Origin of the sequence: Serinicoccus chungangensis, assembly GCF_001483745.1 — a bacterium.
Lineage (GTDB): Bacteria > Actinomycetota > Actinomycetes > Actinomycetales > Dermatophilaceae > Ornithinicoccus > Ornithinicoccus chungangensis_A.
The window spans coordinates 124,949-145,728 of record NZ_LQBL01000005.1; the positions used below are offsets into that span (position 1 = coordinate 124,949).

General features: G+C 72.7%; 20 protein-coding genes. 10 read left to right on the plus strand and 10 right to left on the minus strand.

Translation table 11 applies throughout. The features are described 5' to 3' along the window. Positions 1-116: 116 nt before the first annotated feature. From AVL62_RS03580 to AVL62_RS03590, 3 genes are all read left to right on the plus strand, one after another. Positions 117-2,318, plus strand: coding sequence for a catalase (locus AVL62_RS03580; RefSeq protein WP_083518641.1), 2,202 nt, complete (start codon positions 117-119; stop codon positions 2,316-2,318). A gap of 33 nt (positions 2,319-2,351) precedes the next feature. Continuing rightward, the gene (locus AVL62_RS03585; protein ID WP_058890306.1) at positions 2,352-3,212 is read left to right on the plus strand and encodes an SDR family oxidoreductase; all 861 of its coding nucleotides are present in this window, start codon (positions 2,352-2,354) and stop codon (positions 3,210-3,212) included. Positions 3,213-3,317: 105 nt separating this feature from the next. Continuing rightward, on the plus strand, positions 3,318-3,836 hold the full coding sequence (locus AVL62_RS03590; protein WP_058890307.1) for a hypothetical protein: 519 nt from the start codon (positions 3,318-3,320) through the stop codon (positions 3,834-3,836). On the opposite strand, the gene AVL62_RS03595 is transcribed toward AVL62_RS03590, so the two are convergent. The 5 genes from AVL62_RS03595 to AVL62_RS03615 all read right to left on the minus strand — a co-directional run bounded on the left by AVL62_RS03595 (position 3,833) and on the right by AVL62_RS03615 (position 8,743). After that, the gene (locus AVL62_RS03595) at positions 3,833-4,855 is read right to left on the minus strand and encodes a serine hydrolase domain-containing protein (RefSeq protein ID WP_083518642.1); all 1,023 of its coding nucleotides are present in this window, start codon (positions 4,853-4,855) and stop codon (positions 3,833-3,835) included. The two genes, AVL62_RS03590 and AVL62_RS03595, sit on opposite strands and share 4 nt — an antisense overlap. 134 nt (positions 4,856-4,989) lie before the next feature. Then, a complete protein-coding gene (locus tag AVL62_RS03600) occupies positions 4,990-5,388 on the minus strand; it encodes a VOC family protein (RefSeq protein WP_058890308.1) in 399 nt (132 codons plus the stop codon). A gap of 50 nt (positions 5,389-5,438) precedes the next feature. After that, positions 5,439-6,476: a zinc-dependent alcohol dehydrogenase family protein gene (locus AVL62_RS03605; RefSeq protein ID WP_058890309.1), complete on the minus strand. Its 1,038-nt coding sequence runs from the start codon at positions 6,474-6,476 to the stop codon at positions 5,439-5,441. 25 nt (positions 6,477-6,501) lie between these two features. After that, the gene (locus AVL62_RS03610; protein ID WP_058890310.1) at positions 6,502-7,497 is read right to left on the minus strand and encodes a GTP pyrophosphokinase; all 996 of its coding nucleotides are present in this window, start codon (positions 7,495-7,497) and stop codon (positions 6,502-6,504) included. A 73-nt stretch (positions 7,498-7,570) separates the two neighbouring features. Then, positions 7,571-8,743 carry an MFS transporter gene (locus AVL62_RS03615; RefSeq protein WP_058890311.1) on the minus strand — a complete coding sequence of 391 codons (1,173 nt, stop codon included), beginning with the start codon at positions 8,741-8,743 and terminating at the stop codon, positions 7,571-7,573. Positions 8,744-8,949: 206 nt separating this feature from the next. Between AVL62_RS03615 and AVL62_RS03620 the strand changes: the two genes are divergently transcribed. The 4 genes from AVL62_RS03620 to AVL62_RS03635 all read left to right on the plus strand — a co-directional run bounded on the left by AVL62_RS03620 (position 8,950) and on the right by AVL62_RS03635 (position 13,613). Then, complete coding sequence (locus AVL62_RS03620) at positions 8,950-10,350, plus strand: GntP family permease (RefSeq protein WP_201023185.1); 1,401 nt, start codon at positions 8,950-8,952, stop codon at positions 10,348-10,350. A gap of 3 nt (positions 10,351-10,353) precedes the next feature. Further along, positions 10,354-11,679: a four-carbon acid sugar kinase family protein gene (locus AVL62_RS03625; protein WP_058890312.1), complete on the plus strand. Its 1,326-nt coding sequence runs from the start codon at positions 10,354-10,356 to the stop codon at positions 11,677-11,679. A gap of 61 nt (positions 11,680-11,740) precedes the next feature. Further along, entirely contained in the window at positions 11,741-12,787 is a 1,047-nt protein-coding gene (gene pdxA, locus AVL62_RS03630; RefSeq protein WP_058890313.1) for a 4-hydroxythreonine-4-phosphate dehydrogenase PdxA, read from the plus strand. A gap of 43 nt (positions 12,788-12,830) precedes the next feature. Continuing rightward, positions 12,831-13,613, plus strand: coding sequence for a DeoR/GlpR family DNA-binding transcription regulator (locus AVL62_RS03635; protein WP_083518643.1), 783 nt, complete (start codon positions 12,831-12,833; stop codon positions 13,611-13,613). Between the two features lie 62 nt (positions 13,614-13,675). Here the strand turns inward: AVL62_RS03635 and AVL62_RS03640 are convergent, their stop codons facing one another. Further along, positions 13,676-15,301: an NAD(P)/FAD-dependent oxidoreductase gene (locus tag AVL62_RS03640; protein ID WP_058890330.1), complete on the minus strand. Its 1,626-nt coding sequence runs from the start codon at positions 15,299-15,301 to the stop codon at positions 13,676-13,678. Between the two features lie 78 nt (positions 15,302-15,379). Here AVL62_RS03640 and AVL62_RS03645 point away from each other — a divergent pair, with 78 nt between their 5' ends. Beyond that, entirely contained in the window at positions 15,380-15,937 is a 558-nt protein-coding gene (locus tag AVL62_RS03645; RefSeq protein ID WP_058890314.1) for a helix-turn-helix domain-containing protein, read from the plus strand. 37 nt (positions 15,938-15,974) lie between these two features. Here the strand turns inward: AVL62_RS03645 and AVL62_RS03650 are convergent, their stop codons facing one another. Both AVL62_RS03650 and AVL62_RS03655 read right to left on the minus strand, forming a co-directional pair. Next, positions 15,975-16,847, minus strand: coding sequence for a hypothetical protein (locus AVL62_RS03650; RefSeq protein WP_058890315.1), 873 nt, complete (start codon positions 16,845-16,847; stop codon positions 15,975-15,977). Beyond that, positions 16,844-17,446, minus strand: a complete 603-nt coding sequence (locus AVL62_RS03655; RefSeq protein WP_058890316.1) for a GNAT family N-acetyltransferase — start codon at positions 17,444-17,446, stop codon at positions 16,844-16,846. Before AVL62_RS03655 ends, AVL62_RS03650 begins: the two co-directional genes overlap by 4 nt. Positions 17,447-17,539: 93 nt before the next feature. Between AVL62_RS03655 and AVL62_RS03660 the strand changes: the two genes are divergently transcribed. Continuing rightward, positions 17,540-17,785 carry a hypothetical protein gene (locus tag AVL62_RS03660; RefSeq protein WP_083518644.1) on the plus strand — a complete coding sequence of 82 codons (246 nt, stop codon included), beginning with the start codon at positions 17,540-17,542 and terminating at the stop codon, positions 17,783-17,785. Between the two features lie 8 nt (positions 17,786-17,793). Next, complete coding sequence (locus AVL62_RS03665; protein WP_058890317.1) at positions 17,794-18,810, plus strand: bile acid:sodium symporter; 1,017 nt, start codon at positions 17,794-17,796, stop codon at positions 18,808-18,810. A gap of 85 nt (positions 18,811-18,895) precedes the next feature. Here AVL62_RS03665 and AVL62_RS03670 read toward each other — a convergent pair whose 3' ends face one another. Together AVL62_RS03670 and AVL62_RS03675 are read right to left on the minus strand one after the other, a co-directional pair. Then, complete coding sequence (locus AVL62_RS03670) at positions 18,896-19,408, minus strand: DUF664 domain-containing protein (protein ID WP_058890318.1); 513 nt, start codon at positions 19,406-19,408, stop codon at positions 18,896-18,898. A gap of 143 nt (positions 19,409-19,551) precedes the next feature. Further along, positions 19,552-20,451 (minus strand): aminoglycoside phosphotransferase, encoded by a 900-nt coding sequence (locus AVL62_RS03675; RefSeq protein WP_153011637.1) that lies wholly within the window; start codon positions 20,449-20,451, stop codon positions 19,552-19,554. Positions 20,452-20,780 lie beyond the last annotated feature (329 nt).

Sequence of the window (20,780 nt, forward strand, 5' to 3'; positions counted from 1 at the left end):
CGGGCCCCCTGGCGGATGAGCGCGCGGGACGGCGCCGCGGTGGCTAGCGTCGACGGTGTTCGTGCCGCCGGCTGTCGACCTCGCCGGGGCACGCCCCGACGACCGAGGAGATCGACATGGGCCACCACGACGGCGACGCCACCACCCCGACCCCCGCGGCGCACCGGCACCAGCCGGCCGCGCCTTCCTACCCTCCGGCCCCGGAGGTGCCCAGCCCGCCGACCCCCAGCACCACGGGTCAGGCCGCCGACAACCCGGTCTACACGCCGCGGACGCAGCCGGGGAAGGGCGGTGAGCTGCACCAGCAGCCGGGTCCGGACCAGCAGGTCCTCACCACCGCCCAGGGCCTGCCGCTCGCGGACGACCAGAACTCCCTGACCGCGGGCGAGCGCGGCCCCACCCTGCTCGAGGACTTCGCGCTGCGCGAGAAGATCTTCCACTTCGACCACGAGCGCATCCCGGAGCGGGTGGTCCACGCCCGCGGGTACGGCGCCCACGGCACCTTCACCGCGGCCGAGGACCTCTCCGACCTGACCTGCGCCTCGCTGTTCGCCGAGGCGGGCAAGCAGACGCCGGTCTTCGTCCGGTTCTCCACGGTCGCCGGGAACCTGGGCTCCTTCGACCTCGCCCGCGACGTGCGCGGGTTCGCGGTGAAGTTCTACACCGACGAGGGCAACTGGGACCTCGTCGGCAACAACATCCCCGTCTTCTTCGTGCAGGACGCGGTGAAGTTCCCCGACCTCGTGCACGCGGTGAAGGAGGAGCAGGACCGGGGCTGGCCGCAGGCGCAGTCCGCGCACGACACCTTCTGGGACTTCGCCGGGCTCATGCCGGAGTCCACGCACATGCTGCTGTGGCAGATGTCGGACCGCGCCATCCCCCGATCGTTCCGCTTCATGCAGGGGTTCGGCGTGCACACCTTCCGGTTCGTCGACGCTGACGGGCGCAGCACCTACGTGAAGTTCCACTGGGTCCCCCGCCAGGGCCTGCAGTCGGTCGTGTGGAACGAGGCGGTGAAGATCAACGGCGCGGACCCCGACTTCCACCGCAAGGACCTGTGGCAGGCCATCCAGAACGGTGACCTGCCGGAGTGGGACCTCGCCGTGCAGACCTTCGACGACGAGTTCGCCGACCGGTTCGAGTTCGACGTCCTGGACGCGACCAAGGTCATCCCCGAGGAGCAGGTGCCCCTGCGGGTCATCGGCACCCTGCGGCTGGAGCGGACGGTCGACAACGTCTTCAGCGAGACCGAGCAGGTGGCCTTCTGCACCCAGAACATCGTCCGGGGGATCGACTTCACCAACGACCCGCTGCTGCAGGGCCGCAACTTCTCCTACCTCGACACCCAGCTCAAGCGGCTCGGCAGCCCCAACTTCACCCAGCTGCCCATCAACGCCCCCCGGTGCCCCGTGGCCCACTTCCAGCGGGACGGGCACATGCAGACCGGAGCGCAGTCCGGCCGCGCCACCTACGAGCCGAACTCCTTCACCGGGGCGGCGGCCGGTCCGCGCGCGGACGCCGAGCGGGGCTACCGCAGCGTGGCCCGGCACGAGAGCGGCGACACCCGACGCACCCGACCGGAGTCCTTCGCCGACCACTACTCCCAGGCCGGGCAGTTCTGGCGCAGCCAGAGCGCGACCGAGCAGCAGCACATCCGGATGGCCTTCGTCTTCGAGCTCTCCAAGTGCGAGATCCCGCAGATCCGTACGCGGGTCGTGGCCAACCTGCGCAACGTGGACGAGGAGCTCGCCGCCGGTGTGGCCGACGGGCTCGGCATGGAGCTGCCGGACGCGACCGAGGCGCACCAGGCCCCGAGGCACGACCTGCCCGAGTCCCCGGCCCTGAGCATGACGACGCGGGCACCGGAGAGCTTCGACGGGCGCAAGCTCGGGATCCTCGTGACCGACGGGGTCGAGGCCTCGGTGCTGGACACGCTCCAGGACACCTTCGAGCAGGGCGGGGCCCTGGTCGAGACCATCGGCCTCAAGGTGGGCGGGGTCACCCTCGCGGACGGCACCCGACGCCCCGTGGACCACAAGATCGACGGCGCCCCCTCGGTGCTCTTCGACGCGGTAGCCCTGCTGGGCGACGGCACCGGCGCCGAGGAGCTCGCCGGCCACCCGGCCACGCGGGACTTCGTCTCGGACGCCTTCAGCCACTACAAGGTCATCGGCCACCTGCCCGGCGCCCGGGCGCTGCTCGAGGCCGGCGGCATCGACGGCAGCCTCGACGAGGCCTGCCACGACCTGGGCAGTGTCGACCCCCAGGAGTTCCTCGTGGCCTGCGGCGCGCTGCGCCACTGGGCCCGCGACGTCTGACCCGACCCCGCTCCGTCCACCCCCAGGAGAACCATGACCAGAGCAGACCTGTCCGCACTCCCCGGTCAGCACCAGGACTGGCCGGGCCGGGTCGCCGACCTCGACCCGCAGCCCGACCACGGCGAGCAGTCGTGGACCGGCCGGGACCGCCTGACCGGTCGGCGGGCGCTCGTCACCGGCGGTGACTCCGGCATCGGTCGCGCGGTCGCGCTGACCTTCGCCCAGGAGGGCGCGGCCGTCGCGGTGGCCCACCTGCCGCAGGAGCAGGAGGACGCCGAGCGCACGCGCGAGCTGGTCGAGGCGGCCGGCGGCACCTGTCACCTCTTCGCCGTCGACCTGACCCGGCATGAGGCCAACGAGCAGCTGGCCCGGGACGCCGTGCAGGCCCTCGGCGGGCTCGACGTGCTGGTGGCGAATGCGGCATACCAGATGACCCACGACCTGCTCGAGGACTTCCCGCCCGAGCAGATCGAGCGGACCTTCGCGACCAACGTCTTCTCGCCGTTCTGGCTGGTGCGCGAGCTGGCCGAGGAGCTGAGCCCGGGCGGGTCAATCATCGTCACGACCTCGGTCCAGGCCTACTCCCCGTCCGACCACCTGCTCGACTACGCCGCCACCAAGGCCGCGCTCAACAACCTCGTCGTCAACATGGCGGCCGAGCTGGGACCACGGGGCATCCGGGTCAACGCCGTCGCCCCCGGCCCGATCTGGACCCCGCTCATCCCGGCGACCATGGCCGCCGACAAGGTCGAGGGCTTCGGCTCGGACACCCCGCTGGGTCGGGCCGGGCACCCCGTCGAGGTGGCCGCGGCCTACGTCTTCCTGGCCTCCGACGAGGCGAGCTACGTCTCCGGCACGGTGCTCGGGGTGACCGGGGGCAAGCCGGTCTTCTGAGGTCGCCCGCACCGACCACCGCCGGGTCGTGCCCACGCCACGCCTCTCCTGCCGGACCCGCCCGGATGAGAGGCTAGGGCCATCGGACACGGAGGAGGCGCAGCCATGGCGGACGGGCTCGACCCAGGTGAGCGCGAGCAGCTGACGTATGCGTTGGACTCGCGCCTCGGGCCTCATCTCGAGGCGGCGACCGCCGCCGTGCGCGACGCCGAGCGGGCGCTGACCGACGCCCAGGAGCGGCGCGCGGCCGCCGAGCAGGCGGTCGCCCAGGCGGCCTACACCTCCGACCCGCTGCCCTTCATGCGCCAGGGCGTGGAGGAGGAGGTGGACGGGCTGGCCCGCAAGACCACGGAGAAGAAGCTGCGGACGTCCTACCGGTTCCTGGTCGACCGCGCGGTCGACCTGGCCGCGGCCGAGGTGCAGCGCTACGGCGACGACCGGGTCGCGGACCGGAAGGAGCGCGAGGAGGGCGTGGAGGCCTGCCGTGAGGCCGAGCGGCGTGCGACGCGAGACCTCGGGGCGGCTCAGCAGATGCTCGAGCGCGTGCGCCTCGCCGACCAGGCCGCACGCCGCGGCCTGGACGTCCTGGTCGCCCGGCTCAGCGACCCGCCGCAGGGCGGCTAGCCAGCCGCGACCAGCAGGTCGGCGAGCTCGCCGATGACGGGCCAGGCTCCCGTGGAGGTGTTGCCGAGGACGCTCAGGGTCGACCCTGTCCCGGGGTCGTGGGTGGAGCGGAACGACACCCCGGCGTCGCAGCCCTCCATCACCAGCAGGGGTGCGGTGGCGTGCAGCCAGAGACCGGCGGCGTGCCGCAGCCCCTCGTCGGGGACGTCGTACCGCGGCGTGGTGAGCAGCTCGAGCAGCGGCGGACCCACGATGCGCCCCTGCAGCAAGGCGCCCCAGAAGCGGTGCAGGTCCGGCGCCGTGCTGACGATGCCACCGTCACCGTTGCCGAGGACGGGCAGGTGCAGGACGTTGGTGCGCAGTCCGGTCGCGTCGAGGTAGCCCCGTGCCGCGTCCGCGGGCAGCTCGTCGCTGCGCAGGAACCCGGTGCTGCGCAACCCGGCCCGCCCGCAGACCTCCTCCTCGACGAACTGCTGGTAGCCCTGGCCGCTGCGCCGCTCCACGACCAGCGCCAGCACGACGTAGCCGCCGTTGCAGTAGGCGAAGCGCTCCCCGGGGGCGAAGGCCTGCGGGTAGCCGTCCAGCACGGACAGGAAGGCCTCGGCGTCGACGAGGGTGTGGACGGGCACGGGCAGCACGTAGTCGTCGATCTCCCACCCGGCCGACTCGTCCAGGTAGTCACCGATGCCGGAGGTGTGGCTCAGCAGGTGCAGGGGCGTCACCGCGTCGTCCACGAGCGGCAGGTCCTCGCCCAGCACGCCGCGCACCGGCTCGTCCAGGCGCAGGCGCCCCTGCTCGACCAGCCGCAGCACCGCGAGAGCGGTGAAGGTCTTGCCGCCGCTGGCGAGGGCGTAGCGGGTGGACCGGGAGTGCGGCACCTGGAACGCGCGCTCGGCATACCCGAAGGCGCGGGTCACCGGCTCGTGCCCGGGGACGTCGAGGCTGACGAGACCGCTGAAACCGTCCTCCGCGGCGGCTGCTGACAGCGCCGTGTCGTCGAGACGGGGCATGGTGGTCATCGCAGCTCTCCTCCTGGTGCGCCTGCGCGCGGGTGCGCGCGGCGCCTCCAGGATGGCCGGGTCCCTGGCCGATGTCGACGGGTTTGTGGCGCACCCGGGCCCGCCTCGGCGACGCCCGGGCGAGGGCGCGCCGGTCAGGCGACGCAGAACTCGTTGCCCTCCGGGTCCTGCATGACGACGTGACCGAGGATGCTCCGGCCCTCCTCGTCGGCGTAGGCCTCCTCGCGCACGGTGCTGGCGCCGAGCCCCCGCAGCTGCTCGACCTTCGCCCGGATGAGCGCGGCCCGCACCGGCCAGTCCCACGGCGGCTCGCCCGCGACGCGGATGTCGAGGTGGATCCGGTTCTTCGCGCTCTTGGCCTCGGGCACCCGCAGCCAGCCGATCGTGGGGCCGACGCCGTCCGGGTCGACGATCGAGGCGGCGTCCGGCTCCTCGAACCCCGGCTCGCGGACGTAGCCCAGCGCCGCGGCCCAGAAGGTCGCCTGCCGTTGGGGGTCCTGCGCGTCGCAGCCGAGCGTCCAGGGAGTGGCCATGGCCCGAGCGTAGGACCCCTCGCGGACGTCTCGCGTCCGCGAGGGCCACGTCAGCGCCTCGGGTCGAGGAGGGTGATGCCGGCGACGACCGCGCGGTCGAGGACCGGCAGCAGCTCGGCCGCCTCCTCCAGCCCGACGACACGCTCGACGAGCCGCTCGGGCGCCAGCGAGCCCTGCTCGATGAGGGCGAGCATCTCCGGGTAGTCGACGGCCGGCATGCCGTGGCTCCCCAGCAGGTCCAGCTCCCACCCGATGACCCGCTCCAGGGGCACCCGGGGGTGGCCGACCGCCCCGGGCAGGAGCCCGACCTGGACGTGCCGCCCGCGACGACGCAGGCCCAGCAGCGCGTCGCTGCACGTCTGCTCGCTGCCGACGGCGTCCACGGAGACGTGGCTGCCCCCACCGGTGAGGTCGTGGACGGCCTCCGGGACGTCGCGGCCGTCGGCGAGGACGGTGTGCTCGACCCCCAGCCCGGCGGCGACCGCCAGGGCCTGCGGGTTGCGGTCGACCGCGACCACGCGTGCGCCCACCGCCCGGGCGATCATCGCGACGCTCAGGCCGACCCCGCCGGCGCCGAGGACGCTCACCCACTCCTGCGGCGCCACCTGCGCCCGGGCGACGACGGCTCGGTATGCCGTGGCGAACCGGCACCCCAGGCTCGCCGCCGTCGTGAGCTCGATGGTGGGGGGCACGGCGACGAGGTTGGTGTCGGCCGCGTGCAGGGCCACCAGCTCGGCGAACGACCCGTGGTGGGTGAAACCGGGCTGCTGCTGGTCCGGGCACACCTGGGCCTGACCCGAGCGGCACCACGCGCACCGGCCGCACCCGCACACGAACGGCACCGTCACGCGGTCACCCGGGCGCCACCGCCGCACCTGACCGCCGACCTCGGTGACGACCCCGGCGAGCTCGTGACCGGGGACGTGCGGGAAGGCGATGTCCTCGTGTCCCGCCCAGGCGTGCCAGTCGCTGCGGCACAGCCCGGTCGCGTGGACCTGCACGACCACGCCGTCCGGCGGGGCGACCGGCTCGGCGATCTGCTGCACCCGAGGCGTGGAGCGGGCGGCGGACAGGACCATGGCGCGCATCCGGCGAGTCTGCCACCGCGTCGGGCTAGGCGTGCAGCCGCGCCAGCCGGGCCGTGAGGAGCTCCTGACGATGGGCGTTGCCGTGCAGCGCGACGTAGCGCTCGCCGTAGACCGACAGAAGCGAGTCGTCCAGCCGGCGCACCGCACCCGGGGGGTAGCGGTACCCCATCCGCGCGTCGATCAGCGTGTCGTCGACCCCCCGCAGGACCTCCCTCAGCTCGGCCAGCGAGGTGACGCCGAGCTCCAGCAGCAGGCCGCTGATCCAGGCGTAGTGGTCGGTGCGCGACCACCCGGCGTCGGCGAACTGGCCGGCGAGGAACGCGGCGAGATCGGTCGCCCCGATCCGGGGGTCGTCGTCCGGGACGTCGGCCGGGGAGGTCAGCTCCTGCCGGTGCCGGTCCCGGATGGCGGTGAACTGCTGGTCCGCGAGCTCGAGCAGCCCGGCGGCCAGGGTGAAGCGGCGGTCGAAGTCGTGCGCGTGCTCCTCCGGCACCGAGCCCTTGTAGCGGATGTCGTGCTCGAACTCGGCCCAGGCGTGCTGCAGCACGGTGCGGATCTGCACGGACGCCGGCCGACCCGCCGGGATGCCGGCCGCCCGGGCGCGCTCGTCGTCGACCGCCACCAGGAGGTGCCGGCTGGCGTAGCCGAACCGACCCTCGGCCGCGGTCTCCTGGCCCATGTCGCGGTCGTCGCGGACCTCCAGCTGGGCGTCCAGCAGCTGGGCGACGGCGTCCACGTCGGACTGGACGTAGGTGACGACCCGCACCCCGATCTGGTCGGTGATGTCGGTCAGCGGCTTCGGGAAGGCCAGCCGTCCCGTACTCGTCCGTCGGGCAGCCTTGCCGGCGAAGGACTCGACCGTCTTGGTCCGGCCGGTCACCGCCAGGTAGTTGATGCCCGCGTCGTCGAGCAGCTGGGTGACCAGCCCGACATAGGCGTCGGTCGCGGCGCGCAGGGCCTCGTGCCCCGCGGCATACCGCGACACCGCCCTGCGGATCCGGATCGACTGGTTGCTCGCCACGGACCCCAGCCTGCCGTATGCGGGGTACGCACGCCCCGGGGTGGGGCGACTCCCCGGTTCGTCGTCGGCGGTCTCAGGCAGGACGACCGCGCTCGCGCGCCATGGCCAGGAGTCCCAGGACGGGGCCGGGCAGGAGCAGCCACGCGACCGCGGCGCCCAGACCGGCGTACGTGGCGGACACCAGCAGGATCGACCCGGCGCTCAGCGCGAAACCGAGGCTGTTCTGGATCGCCAGGGCGCTCCCGACGAGGTCCTGCGGGCAGGCCCGCGCACTCAGGGCGGAGAACTGCGGCGAGTCGGTGATGACCGCGACGCCCCAGAGCAGCAGCGCGGCGAGCACCAGCCAGGACGGTCCGGCGACGAGCAGCGGGTAGGCCGCGCACACCAGGCCGGAGGCCGCGAGCGCGACCACGGCGACGCGCGCGCTGCCCCAGGTGGCCGACAACCGGCCCCCGACGACGCACCCGAGGGCGCCGGCACCGATGACGGCGAAGGACCACGCCGGGACTCCCCCGTCGGTCGGTGCGTGGACGTCGGCGACCAGGAGCGGGACGAGGGTCCAGAAGGCGTAGAGCTCCCACATGTGGCCGAAGTAGCCGAGTGCCGCGGAACGGTAGTCGCGGACGGTGAACGCCCGCAGCACGGCCCCCCAGCGCAGACCGCCGGGCCTGCCCGGAGGCAGGTGCGGCCCGTCCCCGAGGGCGAGGACGAGCGCCGCCGCGCCCAGGGCGAGGACCGAGGAGGCGAGCATCACCTGCGTCCAGTCGAGGCCGACGCCCACCGCCCGGATCCCGTGCGGGAGCGCCGTCCCGAGCGTGAGCATGCCCACCAGCCAGCCCAGGCTCGCGCCGGCCCGGCCGGGATCCCAGGAGACGACCATCTTCATGCCCAGGGGGTAGACCCCGGCCAGCGCCATCCCGGTGACGAAGCGCCACACCATCCCCTCGGCCGGTCCCGTGGCGAGCAGCGCGAAGCCCGCGTTGGTGAGCGCCGCCACGACGGCGGAGACCGCGAAGACCCGGCTGGCGCGGAAGCGGTCGGCCAGACCGGACATCGCCATGCCGACGGTGCCGAGCGCGAAGCCCAGCTGCACCGCCAGGGTGAGCCGACCGACCCCGGGCGCGTCCAGGCCCCACTCGACGCGCAGCCCGTCGGCCGCGCTGTTGGCGCTGAACCACACCGAGGTCCCGAGCAGCATCGCCACGACGATCGTGGCGACGGCACGTCGGGGGGAGGCGGCCGTCATGGGGTGACCCTAGGCGCTCGGCGGTCGGGGCCGAGCGGGTCCACCTCCTGCGCCGGGCTGCCACGTCCCGCCGGCGGCGACCAGACCTCGACCTCGATCTGCTCAGATCACGCAGCCCAAGTGCTTGATCTGCGCAGGATTGCCTGCCAGACTCGGGCGCACCCGGGACAGCGCCGCCCCGGGTCCGCGCACCCAGGAGAGTCATCGTGGACATTCAGCTGCTGCTCGCGCTCGTCGCGGGCATCGCGACCATCATCGTGCTGGTCCTGCGGACCAGGCTCGATGCCTTCATCGCCCTGCTCGTGGCCTGCGTGGTCACCGGGATCCTGGCCGGGCAGGAGCTCACGGGCATCGTGGGGTCCATCACGACCGGCTTCGGCACGACCCTCGGCAACATCGGCATCGTCATCGGCCTCGGGGTCGCCATCGGCAAGATCCTCGAGGTCTCCGGCGCGGCCGACGCACTGGCCCGGGCCTTCCTCAAGGCCTTCGGGCGAGGCCGCGAGGAGTGGGCCCTCGGGTCCGTCGGCTCCCTGGTCTCGATCCCCGTCTTCTGCGACAGCGGCTACGTCATCATGAACCCGCTCGCGCGGTCCATCGCACGGGTCAAGCGCGGCGGCTACGTCGCCCTGGCGCTGGCCCTGGGCTGCGGTATGACGCTCACGCACCACATGGTCCCGCCCACACCCGGGCCGTTGGCCGCGACCGGCATCCTGGGCGCCGACCTCGGGCTCGTCATCGTCACCGGGCTCGTCTTCACGGTCATCCTGCTGCCGGTGGTCGTGGTCTACGCCCGCTGGATCGGCCCCACGCTCGAGGACAAGATCGTGCCCGAGGTCCGCGAGGCCGTCTACCCGCACCTGGCCGCGGTCGGGTCGGACCGGTCGGGCGGCGGCGCGGGCACCCGCAGCGGGTCCGGCGGCGACGGGCCCGTCGCCGACGGTGACCGCTCGGCGAGCGACCCCGACCCGCAGGGCGAGGTCCAGACGTACGACCCGGAGACCTACTTCGGCGAGCCCCCGGCCGGCGAGGAGCACCGCCGGGTGGGCGCCCTGCTCGGCTCCCTGCCGCTCGCCATCCCGCTCGCCCTCATCGTGGCCAACACCGTCACCGCGGCGATCGACCGGAACCAGCAGGGAGCGCTCGCCGGCGACTACGAGGCCAGCGGGTGGACGGCGCCCTTCGCCTTCATCCTGCTCATCACCGGTGCGGGCGGGGCGTTCGGGCAGGTCCTGCGCGACTCCGGCGTGGGCGACGCCCTCGCCGAGGCCATCGCCTCCACCGCGCTCCCGGCCTTCCTGGTGCCCTTCGTCATCGCCACGGTCGTCCGCATCGCCCAGGGGTCCGGCACGGTCGCCATGATCACCGCCGCCTCGGTCACCGCCCCTCTCGTCGACACCCTGGGGGTGGACCCCGTCGTCGCGGTCCTCGCCTGCACGGCCGGGTCGATGGTCTTCAGCTACTTCAACGACTCCTACTTCTGGGTCGTCACCCGCTTCACCGGCCTGGAGGGGACGGCCGCCCTCAAGGGCTGGTCCGGCATCACCACCGCGGTCTGGGTGGGGTCGATCCCGCTGCTGTTCGTGCTCAACCTCATCATGGGCTGACCGGTGACCCGCGTCCTCGTCGTCGCCGACGACCTCACCGGGGCCAACGCCTGCGCCGCGGGCTTCGCCCGAGCCGGTATGCGCGCGGTCACCCTCGGGCAGACCGACCCCGCCGGCACCGTCGCCGAGTTCCACCCGAGGTTCGACGTGGTCGTCGTCACGACCGAGTCGCGGCACGCCCCTCCCGCGCAGGTGCGGGAGCGGGTGCACGAGGTGGTGCGGGCCGGGTGGCCGGTGGACCTGCTCAGCACGCGCATCGACACCACGCTGCGGGGCAACGTGGGGGTGGCCACCGAGGCGATGCTGACCGTGGCCCGCGAGGTGTCCGACCGGCGGGTGGTGGCTCTGTGCATGCCGGCCCATCCCGACGCCGACCGGGTGACGGTCGAGGGCCACCAGCTCCTGCGGGGGATGCGGCTGGAGAGCACCGAGCTGGCGCAGGACCCTCGCGCCCCGGTCGACACCTCGGACGTCGCCGAGGTGCTGTCGCGCTCGACCGACCTCACCGCCCGCCACCTGCCGCTGCGGCTGGTCACCGGGTCCGAGGACGAGCTGGCCGCCGCGGTCCGCGAGCTGGTGGACGCGCAGGCCGACGTCATCGTGGCCGACGCCATGACCACCGAGCACCTCGACCGGGTCGCCGGGGCCGCGGCCTCCGCCGGGGACGAGCTGCTGTGGGTCACGGTGGATCCCGGACCGGGGGCGGTGGCGATGGCCTCCGCGCTGGGTCTGCGGAGCGCGCACGCCGCGGGGCCCCTGCTCGCCGTGTCGGGCTCGGCCACCGAGCTGACCCGCCGGCAGCTCGCCCGTCTGGTCGCCCAACGCCCCTGTCACGTCGTGCGGCCCCGGACGACGGAGGACTCGGTCGTGCCCGACGTCGACGCGACCGTGTCGCTGGTGCTGGAGGCGCTCGAGGCGGCCGAGCCAGGAGCCGTGGTCCTGCTGGCCACGGTGCTGGACGGCAGCGAGGTGCGCACCCTCGCGGCCGCGGAGGGCGCCGAGCTGCCCGCCGCGCTGGGACGCGTGACGCGCCGCGTGCTGCAGGAGACACGGGTCGACGGCCTGTACACCACCGGGGGAGACATCACGGCGGCCGTCCTCGAGGAGCTGGACGGCCAGGGCCTGGAGATCGAGGACGAGGTCGTCCCGCTCGCGGTAGCCGGGGAGATCGTGTCCGGCCCCTGGGCGGGCCTGCCCATGGTGACCAAGGGAGGGTTGGTCGGCGACGCCGAGACCGCCCTGCTCTGTCTCGACCGGCTGGCCGGGATGGCCAGGGACCGCCTGCGCTCGGTCCGCACCGCCACCTCGCACGAACGCGCGAGACGATGAGACCGACGACCCGGACGACCTTGACGACCCGGCCCCACCGCATACAAGGAGATGAGTTCGCATGAGCACCACCCCGGTCCTCGCACTGACCGTCGGTGACCCCGTGGGCATCGGCCCGGAGATCACCGCCTCGACCCTGGCCGAGTTCGCCGGGACACCGGAGCACCACGGGATCGCCGTCGGCGACCGCGTCGCCCTCGAGCGGGCGGTGGAGGTCCTCGGCCTGGGCGTCGAGGTGCGGGTGGTGTCCGACTGGAGCACCCCGCCTGCCGGGGAGGGTGTCATCGACGTCTTCGACATCGGCGTGCTCGAGGGCGACATGCCGGAGTGGGGATCGGTCGACGGCAGGGCCGGCCGGGCCGCGATCACCGCCATCGAGGTCGCCACCCGCGCCGCCCTGGACCAGGAGATCTCCGGGATCGTCACCGGCCCGATCAACAAGGAGGCGATCTGGGCCGCCGGCAGCGAGCACCTGGGCCACACCGAGATGCTCGGGGAGCTCACCGGGGTGACCAAGCAGGACACGATGTTCGTGGTCCGTGACGAGGCAGAGGGCGCCCACCACCTGCGCATCTTCTTCGCCACGCGGCACCTGTCGCTGCGCAGGGCCCTCGACGCCATCACGCTGGACTCGCAGGTCGACTCCATCGTGCGGGCGCACCGGGCCCTGGAGGTCTTCGGGGTCGAGAACCCGCGGCTCGCGACCGCCGCCATCAACCCGCACGGCGGGGAGAACGGCGCCTTCGGCGACGAGGAGATCGAGATCCTCCGCCCGGCGGTGGCCGCGGTCAAGGAGCGGGGCCTGGAGGTCGCCGGCCCCATCCCCGCCGACTCGGTCTTCCACCACGGGCTCACCGGGCGCTACGACGGGGTGCTCTCCCAGTACCACGACCAGGGCCACATCGCCGCCAAGACCTACGACTTCGACGGCACCATCTCGGTCACCGTCGGGCTGCCCGTGCTGCGCACCTCCGTGGACCACGGCACCGCCTTCGACATCGCCGGCCAGGGCACGGCCGACCACGGCACCATGCGGTCGGCCTACCTCGCCGCGGTCGACTACGCTCCGTTCGTCGCGGGCATCCGGGAGGAGTACCTCCCCCGCTGACCGGGGTGACGAGCATCGAGGGCCACAGGACGGGGACGAGGGGATGAGCGAGACCTCCGGGGCCGCGCACCACGGCCGCCGGCAGCGGCTGCGCGAGATCGTGGGTCTCCTGCGGGAGGGTGTCACCCGAGTCGAGGACCTGGCGGTGGCCGTCGAGGTGTCCGAGTCGACGGTCCGCCGCGACCTCGCCGCGTTGGAGGCCGAGGGCCACATCGACCGCACCTACGGGGGCGCGCGGCCGTCCGGGCCCTACCGGGAGACGCGTCTCGGGGAGCGGATGCGCCTCGAGGTCGCGGCCAAGGCGCGCATCGGCGCGGCCGCGGCCGCCTGGGTCGAGGAGGGGTCGACGATCTTCGTCGACGCCGGGTCGACGTGCTCCCAGCTCGTCGAGCACCTACGGGACCGGCGCGACCTGACGGTCATCACCCGCGGCCTGGAGATCGGGCTGATGCTGGCCGACAGCCCGGTCCGCGTCCTCGTCGTCGGGGGCGAGGTGTCGCCGTCGAGCCACGGCCTGGCCGGAGCGCTCACGCTCTTCACGCTCGAGCGCTTCGCCGTGGACCTCGCCTTCCTGGGCTGCGACGCCGTCCACCCCACCCGGGGGGTGGGCGAGCCGACGCTCGAGGAGGCGGCGACCAAGGAGGTCGCCGCGCGCCACGCCGGCCGCACCGTCGTGCTTGCCCACGCCGCCAAGCTCGCCGTCGAGGCCGTGCCCGCCTGGGCCCAGCTGCAGCCGGGCTGGACGCTGGTCACCGACGAGGCCCAGGCGGCGCGACTCGACCCCTTCCGCCACGAGGGCGTGCAGGTGGTGAGCGTGCCGGCGTGAGGGGCGGTCCGGCCGCGGCCTCGGGTCCGGAACGGCACCGAGGCACCCGCGGACCGACGGCCTCAGCCCTCCCGGACCGCCCGGAGCACCACGTCGTCCACGTGGTGGGTGGAGACGGCCCCCGCCGGCCGGGGCCGGGTCTCGACGACCTCCACCCGCCATCCCCCCTCCGCCTCGAGGGCTGCGGCCACCTCCTCGGCCCCGACGTAGGCGCCGGGGTCGAACATGCGGGTCTGCTCGGCCGGGTCGACCGGCTCCCGCAGGGGGGTGAGGTCGTGGCCCACGACGAGCAGCGTCCCGCCCGGGGCCACGGCACCCAGCAGGGACCGCAGCCCACGCTGCTCGGGGGTGCGCAGGAACGAGCCGTACTGCAGCGAGACGAGGTCGTAGGCCGCGGGCCGGAAGGCGCCCGGCGCGTTGACGTCGCGGTGCAGCAGGGTCACCGCGAGCCCGCGTCGCTGCGCCTCGGTACCGAGGTGCTGCAGCGCCGCACCGGAGATGTCGCTCGCGGTCACGTCCCAGCCCTGCTCGGCCAGCCACAGGGCGTCGCCCCCCTCGCCGGCGCCGACGTCGAGCGCCCGGCCGGGGGGCATACCCCCGACCTCGGCGACCAGGGTGCCGTTGGGGTTGCCGCTCCACATCCGCTCCCCTGTGCCGTAGCGGGCGTCCCAGTCGCCCTCCTCGCCGGAGGTGCGCTGCCCCGAGCGCAGGTCCTCGTCGGCCAGGCTGAAGGCGATCATCGCGCCGACCCGGCTCCCGTGGGCGGCCGCGGGCAGCACCTGGAGGGAGGGGTCGGTGAGGTTGCCGGCGGCATACACGCCCGGGACCTGGGTCTGACCGGTCATCGGGTCCACCTGCAGCACCTCGCCCAGACCGGTGGGGTGCGCGCTCGCCTCGACGCCCAGCGGGGCCAACGCGTCGACACGGGCGTGGAAACGGGTGCCGACCAGCACCGCATCGGCGTCGAGCACCGTCCCGTCGACCAGCTCCACACCACTCACCCCGCCGTCCACGCCGGTCACGACGCGCCGCACCTCGGTGCGCACGACGGGCACGCCGGCGGCCTCGAGGAGGTCGACGGTCGCCTCGGCACCGGAGTCCCACCCGGTCGCGTCGTGGAGCACGACCGTCAACCGGTCGGTGAGGTGCCGCAGCACCGCTGTGGGGTGCAGGCCCATCGGATGGGTGACGACCTGGACGAGGCGCTGGTCGCGCACCTCGTAGCCGTGGCAGAAGGGGCAGTGGATGACGTCCTGCCCCCACCGCTGGGCGACCCCCTCGATGTCAGGGAGCTCGTCGACGATGCCGGTCGCCGCGAGCACCCGCCGGGCCAGGAGGGTGTGCCCGCCGCTCAGCTGCACGCGGAAGCGGCCGTCCACCGCGGGGTGGACGGCGAGCACACGACCGGTGAGGATTTCGCCGCCGTAGCCACGCACCTCGTCGCGTCCGACGGCGACCAGCTCGGAGGGGGCTGCACCCTCCCGCCCGAGGTAGCCGTGCATGTGGTCGGCCGGGGCGTTGCGCGGGGTGCCGTCGTCGACGGCGATTACGGTCCGTCGCTGGCGCGCCAGCTGCAGCGCCGCGGCCAGGCCGGCGGCCGATGCCCCGATGATCGCGACATCGCAGTGGCGCTCCATGACGGGTCCGGAGCCGTGGTCGTGCTGGTGGGAGTCGTGGTGCGTCGTCATGACCACCACGGTAGACCTGTCGTGCACTATCAGAGAACCAGTTTGCAGAATTCGCAAAACCTACGGGACACTGGCCCCATGAGCCCGACCACCGACGTCGAGACCCTGGCCCGCACCCGGTTGCGCAGCCTGCGCACCACGCTGGGCTACTCGCTCGAGGAGCTGGCCGAGCGCACCCATCTGAGCCCGTCCACGATCAGCCGGATCGAGACCGGCCGGCGAACGCTCGGGCTGGACGTCCTCGTGCCGCTGGCGCAGGCGCTGGGCGTGAGTCTGGACGCGCTCTTCGAGCGGCCGGGCGACGACGACGTCGTCATCCGGCCCTCGCCCCACAGCTCCGGCGAGCGGACGACGTGGCCGCTGAGCCGCCCGGACGGGCGCACGATCGCCATCAAGCAGCGGCTGGAGCCGACACCCACGCGGCCCGAGCAGCGGGTCCACCCCGGGTACGACTGGTTCGTCGTCCTGGAGGGCACGGTGCAGCTGTGGCTCGGCGACCGGGAGATCGAGGTCGAGACGGGGGAGGCCGCCGAGTTCCCGACGATGACCCCGCACTCCATCAGCGCCCTGGGAGGGCCGGCCGAGCTCATCATGATCTTCGACCGCGAGGGGCAGCGGGCGCACGTCCACCAGTGAGCCCTGACACCTACCGACTCCTCCGGTCGCCAGCCCCTCAGACCAGCTCGGGCGACCCGCGCCAGGCCTCGACCAGCGGAGCCATCCCCGGCCCGAGCTCGGGCACCGACGGGACGAAGGTGTGGGCAGCCACGAGCTGGACGTTGCGGGCGACCTCCATCATGCGCAGGCGCTCGGGGTCCGGGACGGCCCCTCCTGCTGCGGTGTAGGCCTCGACCATCTCCTCGGAGCAGCCGACGAGGTCCCACTCCACCGGGGCCAGACCCACGTGCTCGAGGTCTCCCACGAGCGTGCCCTGCGGCGTGACGAGTGCGTTGTAGAAGGGGGCGTCTCCGTGCGTCGGGACGAGCCCCTCGAGACCCGAGCAACGCTCCCGCACCACGGCCAGCTCGCGCCGGGCCCGGGAGACGTCCTGGGCAGGGAGCACCCCCGACGACTCGACACCGTCCAGCATCGACTCGCACCCGCGCAGCGGCACCCATTCCGCCAGCGGTCCGGGATACCCCGCCAGGGCTCGGTGCAGGTCTGCCACCAGGGGCATACGCCCGAGGAAGACGGCAGGGTCGAAGCCCTCGTCACGGTGCTCCACCCAGCGCCACGCGGTGATCGCGGCGTCCTCGACCACGAGCACCTCCGGTGGGAGCAGGTCGCTCGGCGCCACCACCGGGAAGCCCTGACCGGCGAGCCAGGCCGACACCTCGATCTCCCGACGTCGCTGGGCGACGTCCTTCGCCAGGGGGAGCACGGTCAGCGTCGGCACCCTCAGCACGACAGGTGCCGGCGCGAGGTGGACGATGACGCTGAACGAGTCGTGGAGCACACGCAGGTCGTCGCCCGGCAGGCCGTGGTCCTTCGCGACCGTGGCCGCCAGCGCCAGGGCACGCGCGGCGCGCGGGGTAGGGGTGCTCATCTGGCGGGCACCTCGATCGACATCACGCAGTTCTTCAGGCCCTTGGGGCGCACGTAGGTGAACCCCAGACGCTCGTAGAGCCGCCGGGTGCCGTTGTAGAGGAACGAGGACGACATCTTCTTCGTCTGGTGCGTCAGGTCGTGCGGGTAGGCCTCGACCACTCCCCCGCCCTGCTGCGCGATCAGGTCGAGGGCACCGCGGATCGCTACCTCGGTGAGGCCACGGCGCCGGTACCGACGGTCCACGAACACGCAGGTGATGCGGTAGTCGGGGTCGGCGTCCTTCTCCGCGTCGTACTGCTTGCGGTGGTGGATGTTGGGCAGCTCCTCGGGGGTGCCGAACTCGGCCCACGCCACCGCCTGATCGCCGTCCATGACGAGAGCGGCGTGCGCGAGCCCGGACTCGACATACTCCCGCTTCATCTTCTGGCTCCCCTCCGGACCAGGCAGTCGGTCGGCGCACGACGGGTGGAACCACGTGCACCAGCACCCGCCGAAGATGCCGTTGTGCCGCAGCACGAGGTCGTCGAAGGCCTGCCACGTCTCGGGCGTGAGGGCGCGGACCTCGAGCTGGGCGAGCTCGCCGGTGTGGGTGCTCATGGCCACAACCTAGGGGGTATGCCGGACACGTCGCGTCCGTCAGCGCCACGGGACCTGCGTCGCGGCGGCCCCGTCACGTGTCAGGCTCTGGGCATGAGGAGCCGTCACATCAGCCGGGTGATCAGAGCGCCCCGCGACCGGGTCTACGACGTGGTCCTCCCGTCCGGCACCGTCGTCACGAACCCGTTGCGGGTCCTGGCTCACCCGCACGGCAGCGAGGTCGTCTTCACCGTGCGCCAGATCGAGCTCACCGACGAGGAGTTCGACCGAGACTGCCAGACGGTGGCCGCGGACCTCGACCGGTTGGCCGGGCTCGTCGACGACCGCTCCCGCGGCTGACGGACACCATGCCGCGCCGAGCCGTCGACTGGTGGGACGCCCACCAGGTCCCGCTCCTCCTCGCGGCGATCGTTCTCGGCGCCGCCGTCGGCCTGATCCGCCCCCAGCTCGGACCGGTGCTGGAGCCGGGCATCGAACCGGCCCTCATGGCGCTGCTCTTCGCGACCTTCCTGGGTGTGCCCCTCGTCGAGGTCGGCCGCGCGCTGCGCGACGCCCGCTTCCTGGGCAGCGTGGTGGTGGCGAACTTCGTCGTGGTCCCGCTGGTCGCGGGAGGGTTGTCGCGGTTCGTGGCAGACGACCCCGGCCTGCTGCTGGGTGTGCTGCTCGTGCTGCTGACCCCGTGCGTCGACTACGTCATCGTCTTCACGGGGCTGGCCGGCGGGGCCCGCGATCGCCTGCTCGCCGCCGTCCCGCTGCTCATGGTGCTGCAGGTCCTGCTCCTGCCCCTCTACCTGCTGGTGCTCGCCGGACCGGAGGTGCTGTCGGTCGTCGAGGTCGCGCCTTTCGTGGAGGCCTTCCTCCTGCTCATCGTCGTGCCGCTGTCGGCGGCCGCTCTCGTGCAGACCCTCTCCCAACGGCACCGCGCAGGCCGACTGGTCGAGGACACCATGGCTGCAGCGATGGTTCCCCTGCTGATGGCCACGCTGGCGCTGGTGGTCGGCTCCCAGGTCGCGAGGCTGGGGGCGCAGGCGGCGGAGGTCGCCCGGGTGGTGCCCATCTACGTGGCCTTCGTCGTCCTCGCCGTCGCCGTCGGGATGGCCGTGAGTCGCGCCGCGCGTCTGGACGTGCCGTCGACGCGGGCGGTGGTCTTCAGCGCCGCCACCCGCAACTCCCTGGTCGTGCTGCCGCTCGCGCTGGCGCTGCCGGCGTCGTTGGCGGTCGTCCCGCTGGTCGTCGTGACCCAGACGCTGGTCGAGCTCGTCGCCATGGTCGTCCTCGTCCGCCTGGTGCCCGCCCTCACTGTCGAGATGCACCGAAGACTGCACGACCGGTCCCGGGGAAACCTGCACGATCAGGACCCTTGACGGAGCGCTGTGCAAAGTAGTGCCGTGGGCGTAGCGGCAACGCGCGACCACAGCATGAGGGCGAGACCTCGTGCCGGAGCCCGACTCAGGCCCGCAGCGCGTCGTGGAGCAGGTCGAGGTGGCCTGAGTGGCGCGCTGTCTCCTCGATCATGTGCACCAGGATCCAGCGGGCGTTCACTGGGCCGCGGCCGAACGAGGGGACGAGCGCGGCCTGATCGAGTGACGCGCACCCGGCGAGCGCGGCCCGGCTGCGCTCGCACGCCGCCTCATACATTCCGAGGATTCCCTCAACGGTGTCGGTCGGCTCGAGCCGCATCGCGTGGTCCGGGTCGTCCGCCCCCGGTGTGTCCCACGGTGCGGGCATGGCCCGACCGAGCAGCCTGCCCTGGAACCAGCGGTCCTCGGCCCACGAGAGGTGGCGGACGATCCCGGCGATGGTCATATCCGTCGCGGGGAGCGGGTGTGCCGACGCCAGGTCCCACGACAGCCCGGTCAGCGAGGCAGCGGCAACTGAGCGGTACTGGTCGAGTCGCTGACTGAGCGTCGTGCGCTCGTCGGCGGGTCGCAGGTCTGGGTGCTCGGTTGCCGGAGGCGCCATTCCGTCATCCTCGCACCGTCGGCGAGTGGATTCGGCCCGATGGTCGTCTCGTGACGTGGGTCGAGCAGCATCCCGAGGAGTGTCTGGTGGCCTACGATCCCGAGTGGTCAGCAGGCGGCTCCGGGCAGGGAGACAGTGAGTCTCTAGCGCAGCCCGGCGCGAACGGCCAGCCAATGCAGGATCGCGTCTCCCTGCTCGAGCTGCATCTGTCGTAGATGGGGCAAGCCAGGCGCGGCGGGAAGGTGGCCGTCCCGCCAACACCGTCCGGCCAGTCCGGCCAGCATCACGTCGACCCCGTCACGCGGCGCGTCGTTCCAGGCCGACCTCCGCAGGAACGCCTCAGGGTCCTGGCCACCGTGGGCAGCCATATCGGGTGCGAGCCGCACGAGATCCGCCCAGCCGGGCGCAGTCCACTTGTGTGTCCAATCCACCAACCACAGGCGGCCGCTCGGCTCGCGCACCACGTTGTCTGCCCGCAGGTCCCCGTGTTGCAGTGCGCGCCCCGGGCCGAGTGCCTCGAACCACCGCCGCTCGAGTTCAGCCAGCGCAGACACTTCAAACCCGTTGGGCAGGTCCAGCCCGACGATGTGCTCGACGCTTCGCCGATCTGGGTGGTTGGGGTCCTCAAGTGCTTCCCAGCACCCCAGGAGGGGTGCGAACTCTTGTGCGTACGGCGTCGTGTCGGTGATCGGACTCGGATCGACGCGCTCACGCAATCGGAACGAGATTTCTGCCATCTCGAGTACGGCAGACTCATCCCAACGGCCGAGCGCAGTGCCGGCGATGAAGTCGTAGACCGCGACCGACCAGCCCTCGACGATCAGGTGGCCGACCAAGGGCGGCCCCAGGTCCCCGATCACAGGAGCGAGCTGCGCGCCCGTCGTCACCGCGTCTCCAGCAGCGGTCCCAACCTGGCCGGCCTTCACAAACACAGTGCCGGCGCGAGCAAGCTTCACGGTCGAAGCGATCGACATCGTGAACCCGGCCGCCGCTGGCTGCTCATCCAGCAACCTGTCGTAAGTCAGATGCTCGACGGCCGTCACGGCTGGGACCACTTCCATCAGGAGCGGTCTGCGGAAAGGGGAGTCAGCCGAGGACACTCCGAGGAGCCTGCCACACCAAGCAGTCCATCACGCTGCTGCTGCATCATCTCGACACAGAATCCATTCTTATCTCGTGTCGAGATGCAGCCAATCTTGCACGACTGGCGTTGCTATGTAACATTGCCGCTGCTTATTGGAAGTGGCATGACCGATAAACAAACGTTATGACCGTGGTGGGTTGAGTCAGTTGCCCTGTAGTTGGGGGCAGTCGTCGGCCCCACGGTGCCCTGTGCGTCAGGATGGGGTGAGACACCACTGCTGATCTGCCA

Excerpts from the sequence above, each read along its gene's own strand:
- AVL62_RS03670 (WP_058890318.1), bottom strand. The coding sequence starts at position 19,408 with ATGGCGCCTCCGGCAACCGAGCACCCAGACCTGCGACCCGCCGACGAG.
- AVL62_RS03605 (WP_058890309.1), bottom strand. The coding sequence starts at position 6,476 with ATGCGCGCCATGGTCCTGTCCGCCGCCCGCTCCACGCCTCGGGTGCAG.
- AVL62_RS03585 (WP_058890306.1), top strand. The coding sequence starts at position 2,352 with ATGACCAGAGCAGACCTGTCCGCACTCCCCGGTCAGCACCAGGACTGG.
- AVL62_RS03595 (WP_083518642.1), bottom strand. The coding sequence starts at position 4,855 with ATGACCACCATGCCCCGTCTCGACGACACGGCGCTGTCAGCAGCCGCC.
- AVL62_RS03665 (WP_058890317.1), top strand. The coding sequence starts at position 17,794 with ATGCCGCGCCGAGCCGTCGACTGGTGGGACGCCCACCAGGTCCCGCTC.
- AVL62_RS03600 (WP_058890308.1), bottom strand. The coding sequence starts at position 5,388 with ATGGCCACTCCCTGGACGCTCGGCTGCGACGCGCAGGACCCCCAACGG.
- AVL62_RS03645 (WP_058890314.1), top strand. The coding sequence starts at position 15,380 with ATGAGCCCGACCACCGACGTCGAGACCCTGGCCCGCACCCGGTTGCGC.
- AVL62_RS03640 (WP_058890330.1), bottom strand. The coding sequence starts at position 15,301 with ATGACGACGCACCACGACTCCCACCAGCACGACCACGGCTCCGGACCC.
- AVL62_RS03635 (WP_083518643.1), top strand. The coding sequence starts at position 12,831 with ATGAGCGAGACCTCCGGGGCCGCGCACCACGGCCGCCGGCAGCGGCTG.
- AVL62_RS03650 (WP_058890315.1), bottom strand. The coding sequence starts at position 16,847 with ATGAGCACCCCTACCCCGCGCGCCGCGCGTGCCCTGGCGCTGGCGGCC.
- AVL62_RS03590 (WP_058890307.1), top strand. The coding sequence starts at position 3,318 with ATGGCGGACGGGCTCGACCCAGGTGAGCGCGAGCAGCTGACGTATGCG.
- AVL62_RS03580 (WP_083518641.1), top strand. The coding sequence starts at position 117 with ATGGGCCACCACGACGGCGACGCCACCACCCCGACCCCCGCGGCGCAC.
- AVL62_RS03615 (WP_058890311.1), bottom strand. The coding sequence starts at position 8,743 with ATGACGGCCGCCTCCCCCCGACGTGCCGTCGCCACGATCGTCGTGGCG.
- AVL62_RS03660 (WP_083518644.1), top strand. The coding sequence starts at position 17,540 with ATGAGGAGCCGTCACATCAGCCGGGTGATCAGAGCGCCCCGCGACCGG.
- AVL62_RS03655 (WP_058890316.1), bottom strand. The coding sequence starts at position 17,446 with ATGAGCACCCACACCGGCGAGCTCGCCCAGCTCGAGGTCCGCGCCCTC.
- pdxA (WP_058890313.1), top strand. The coding sequence starts at position 11,741 with ATGAGCACCACCCCGGTCCTCGCACTGACCGTCGGTGACCCCGTGGGC.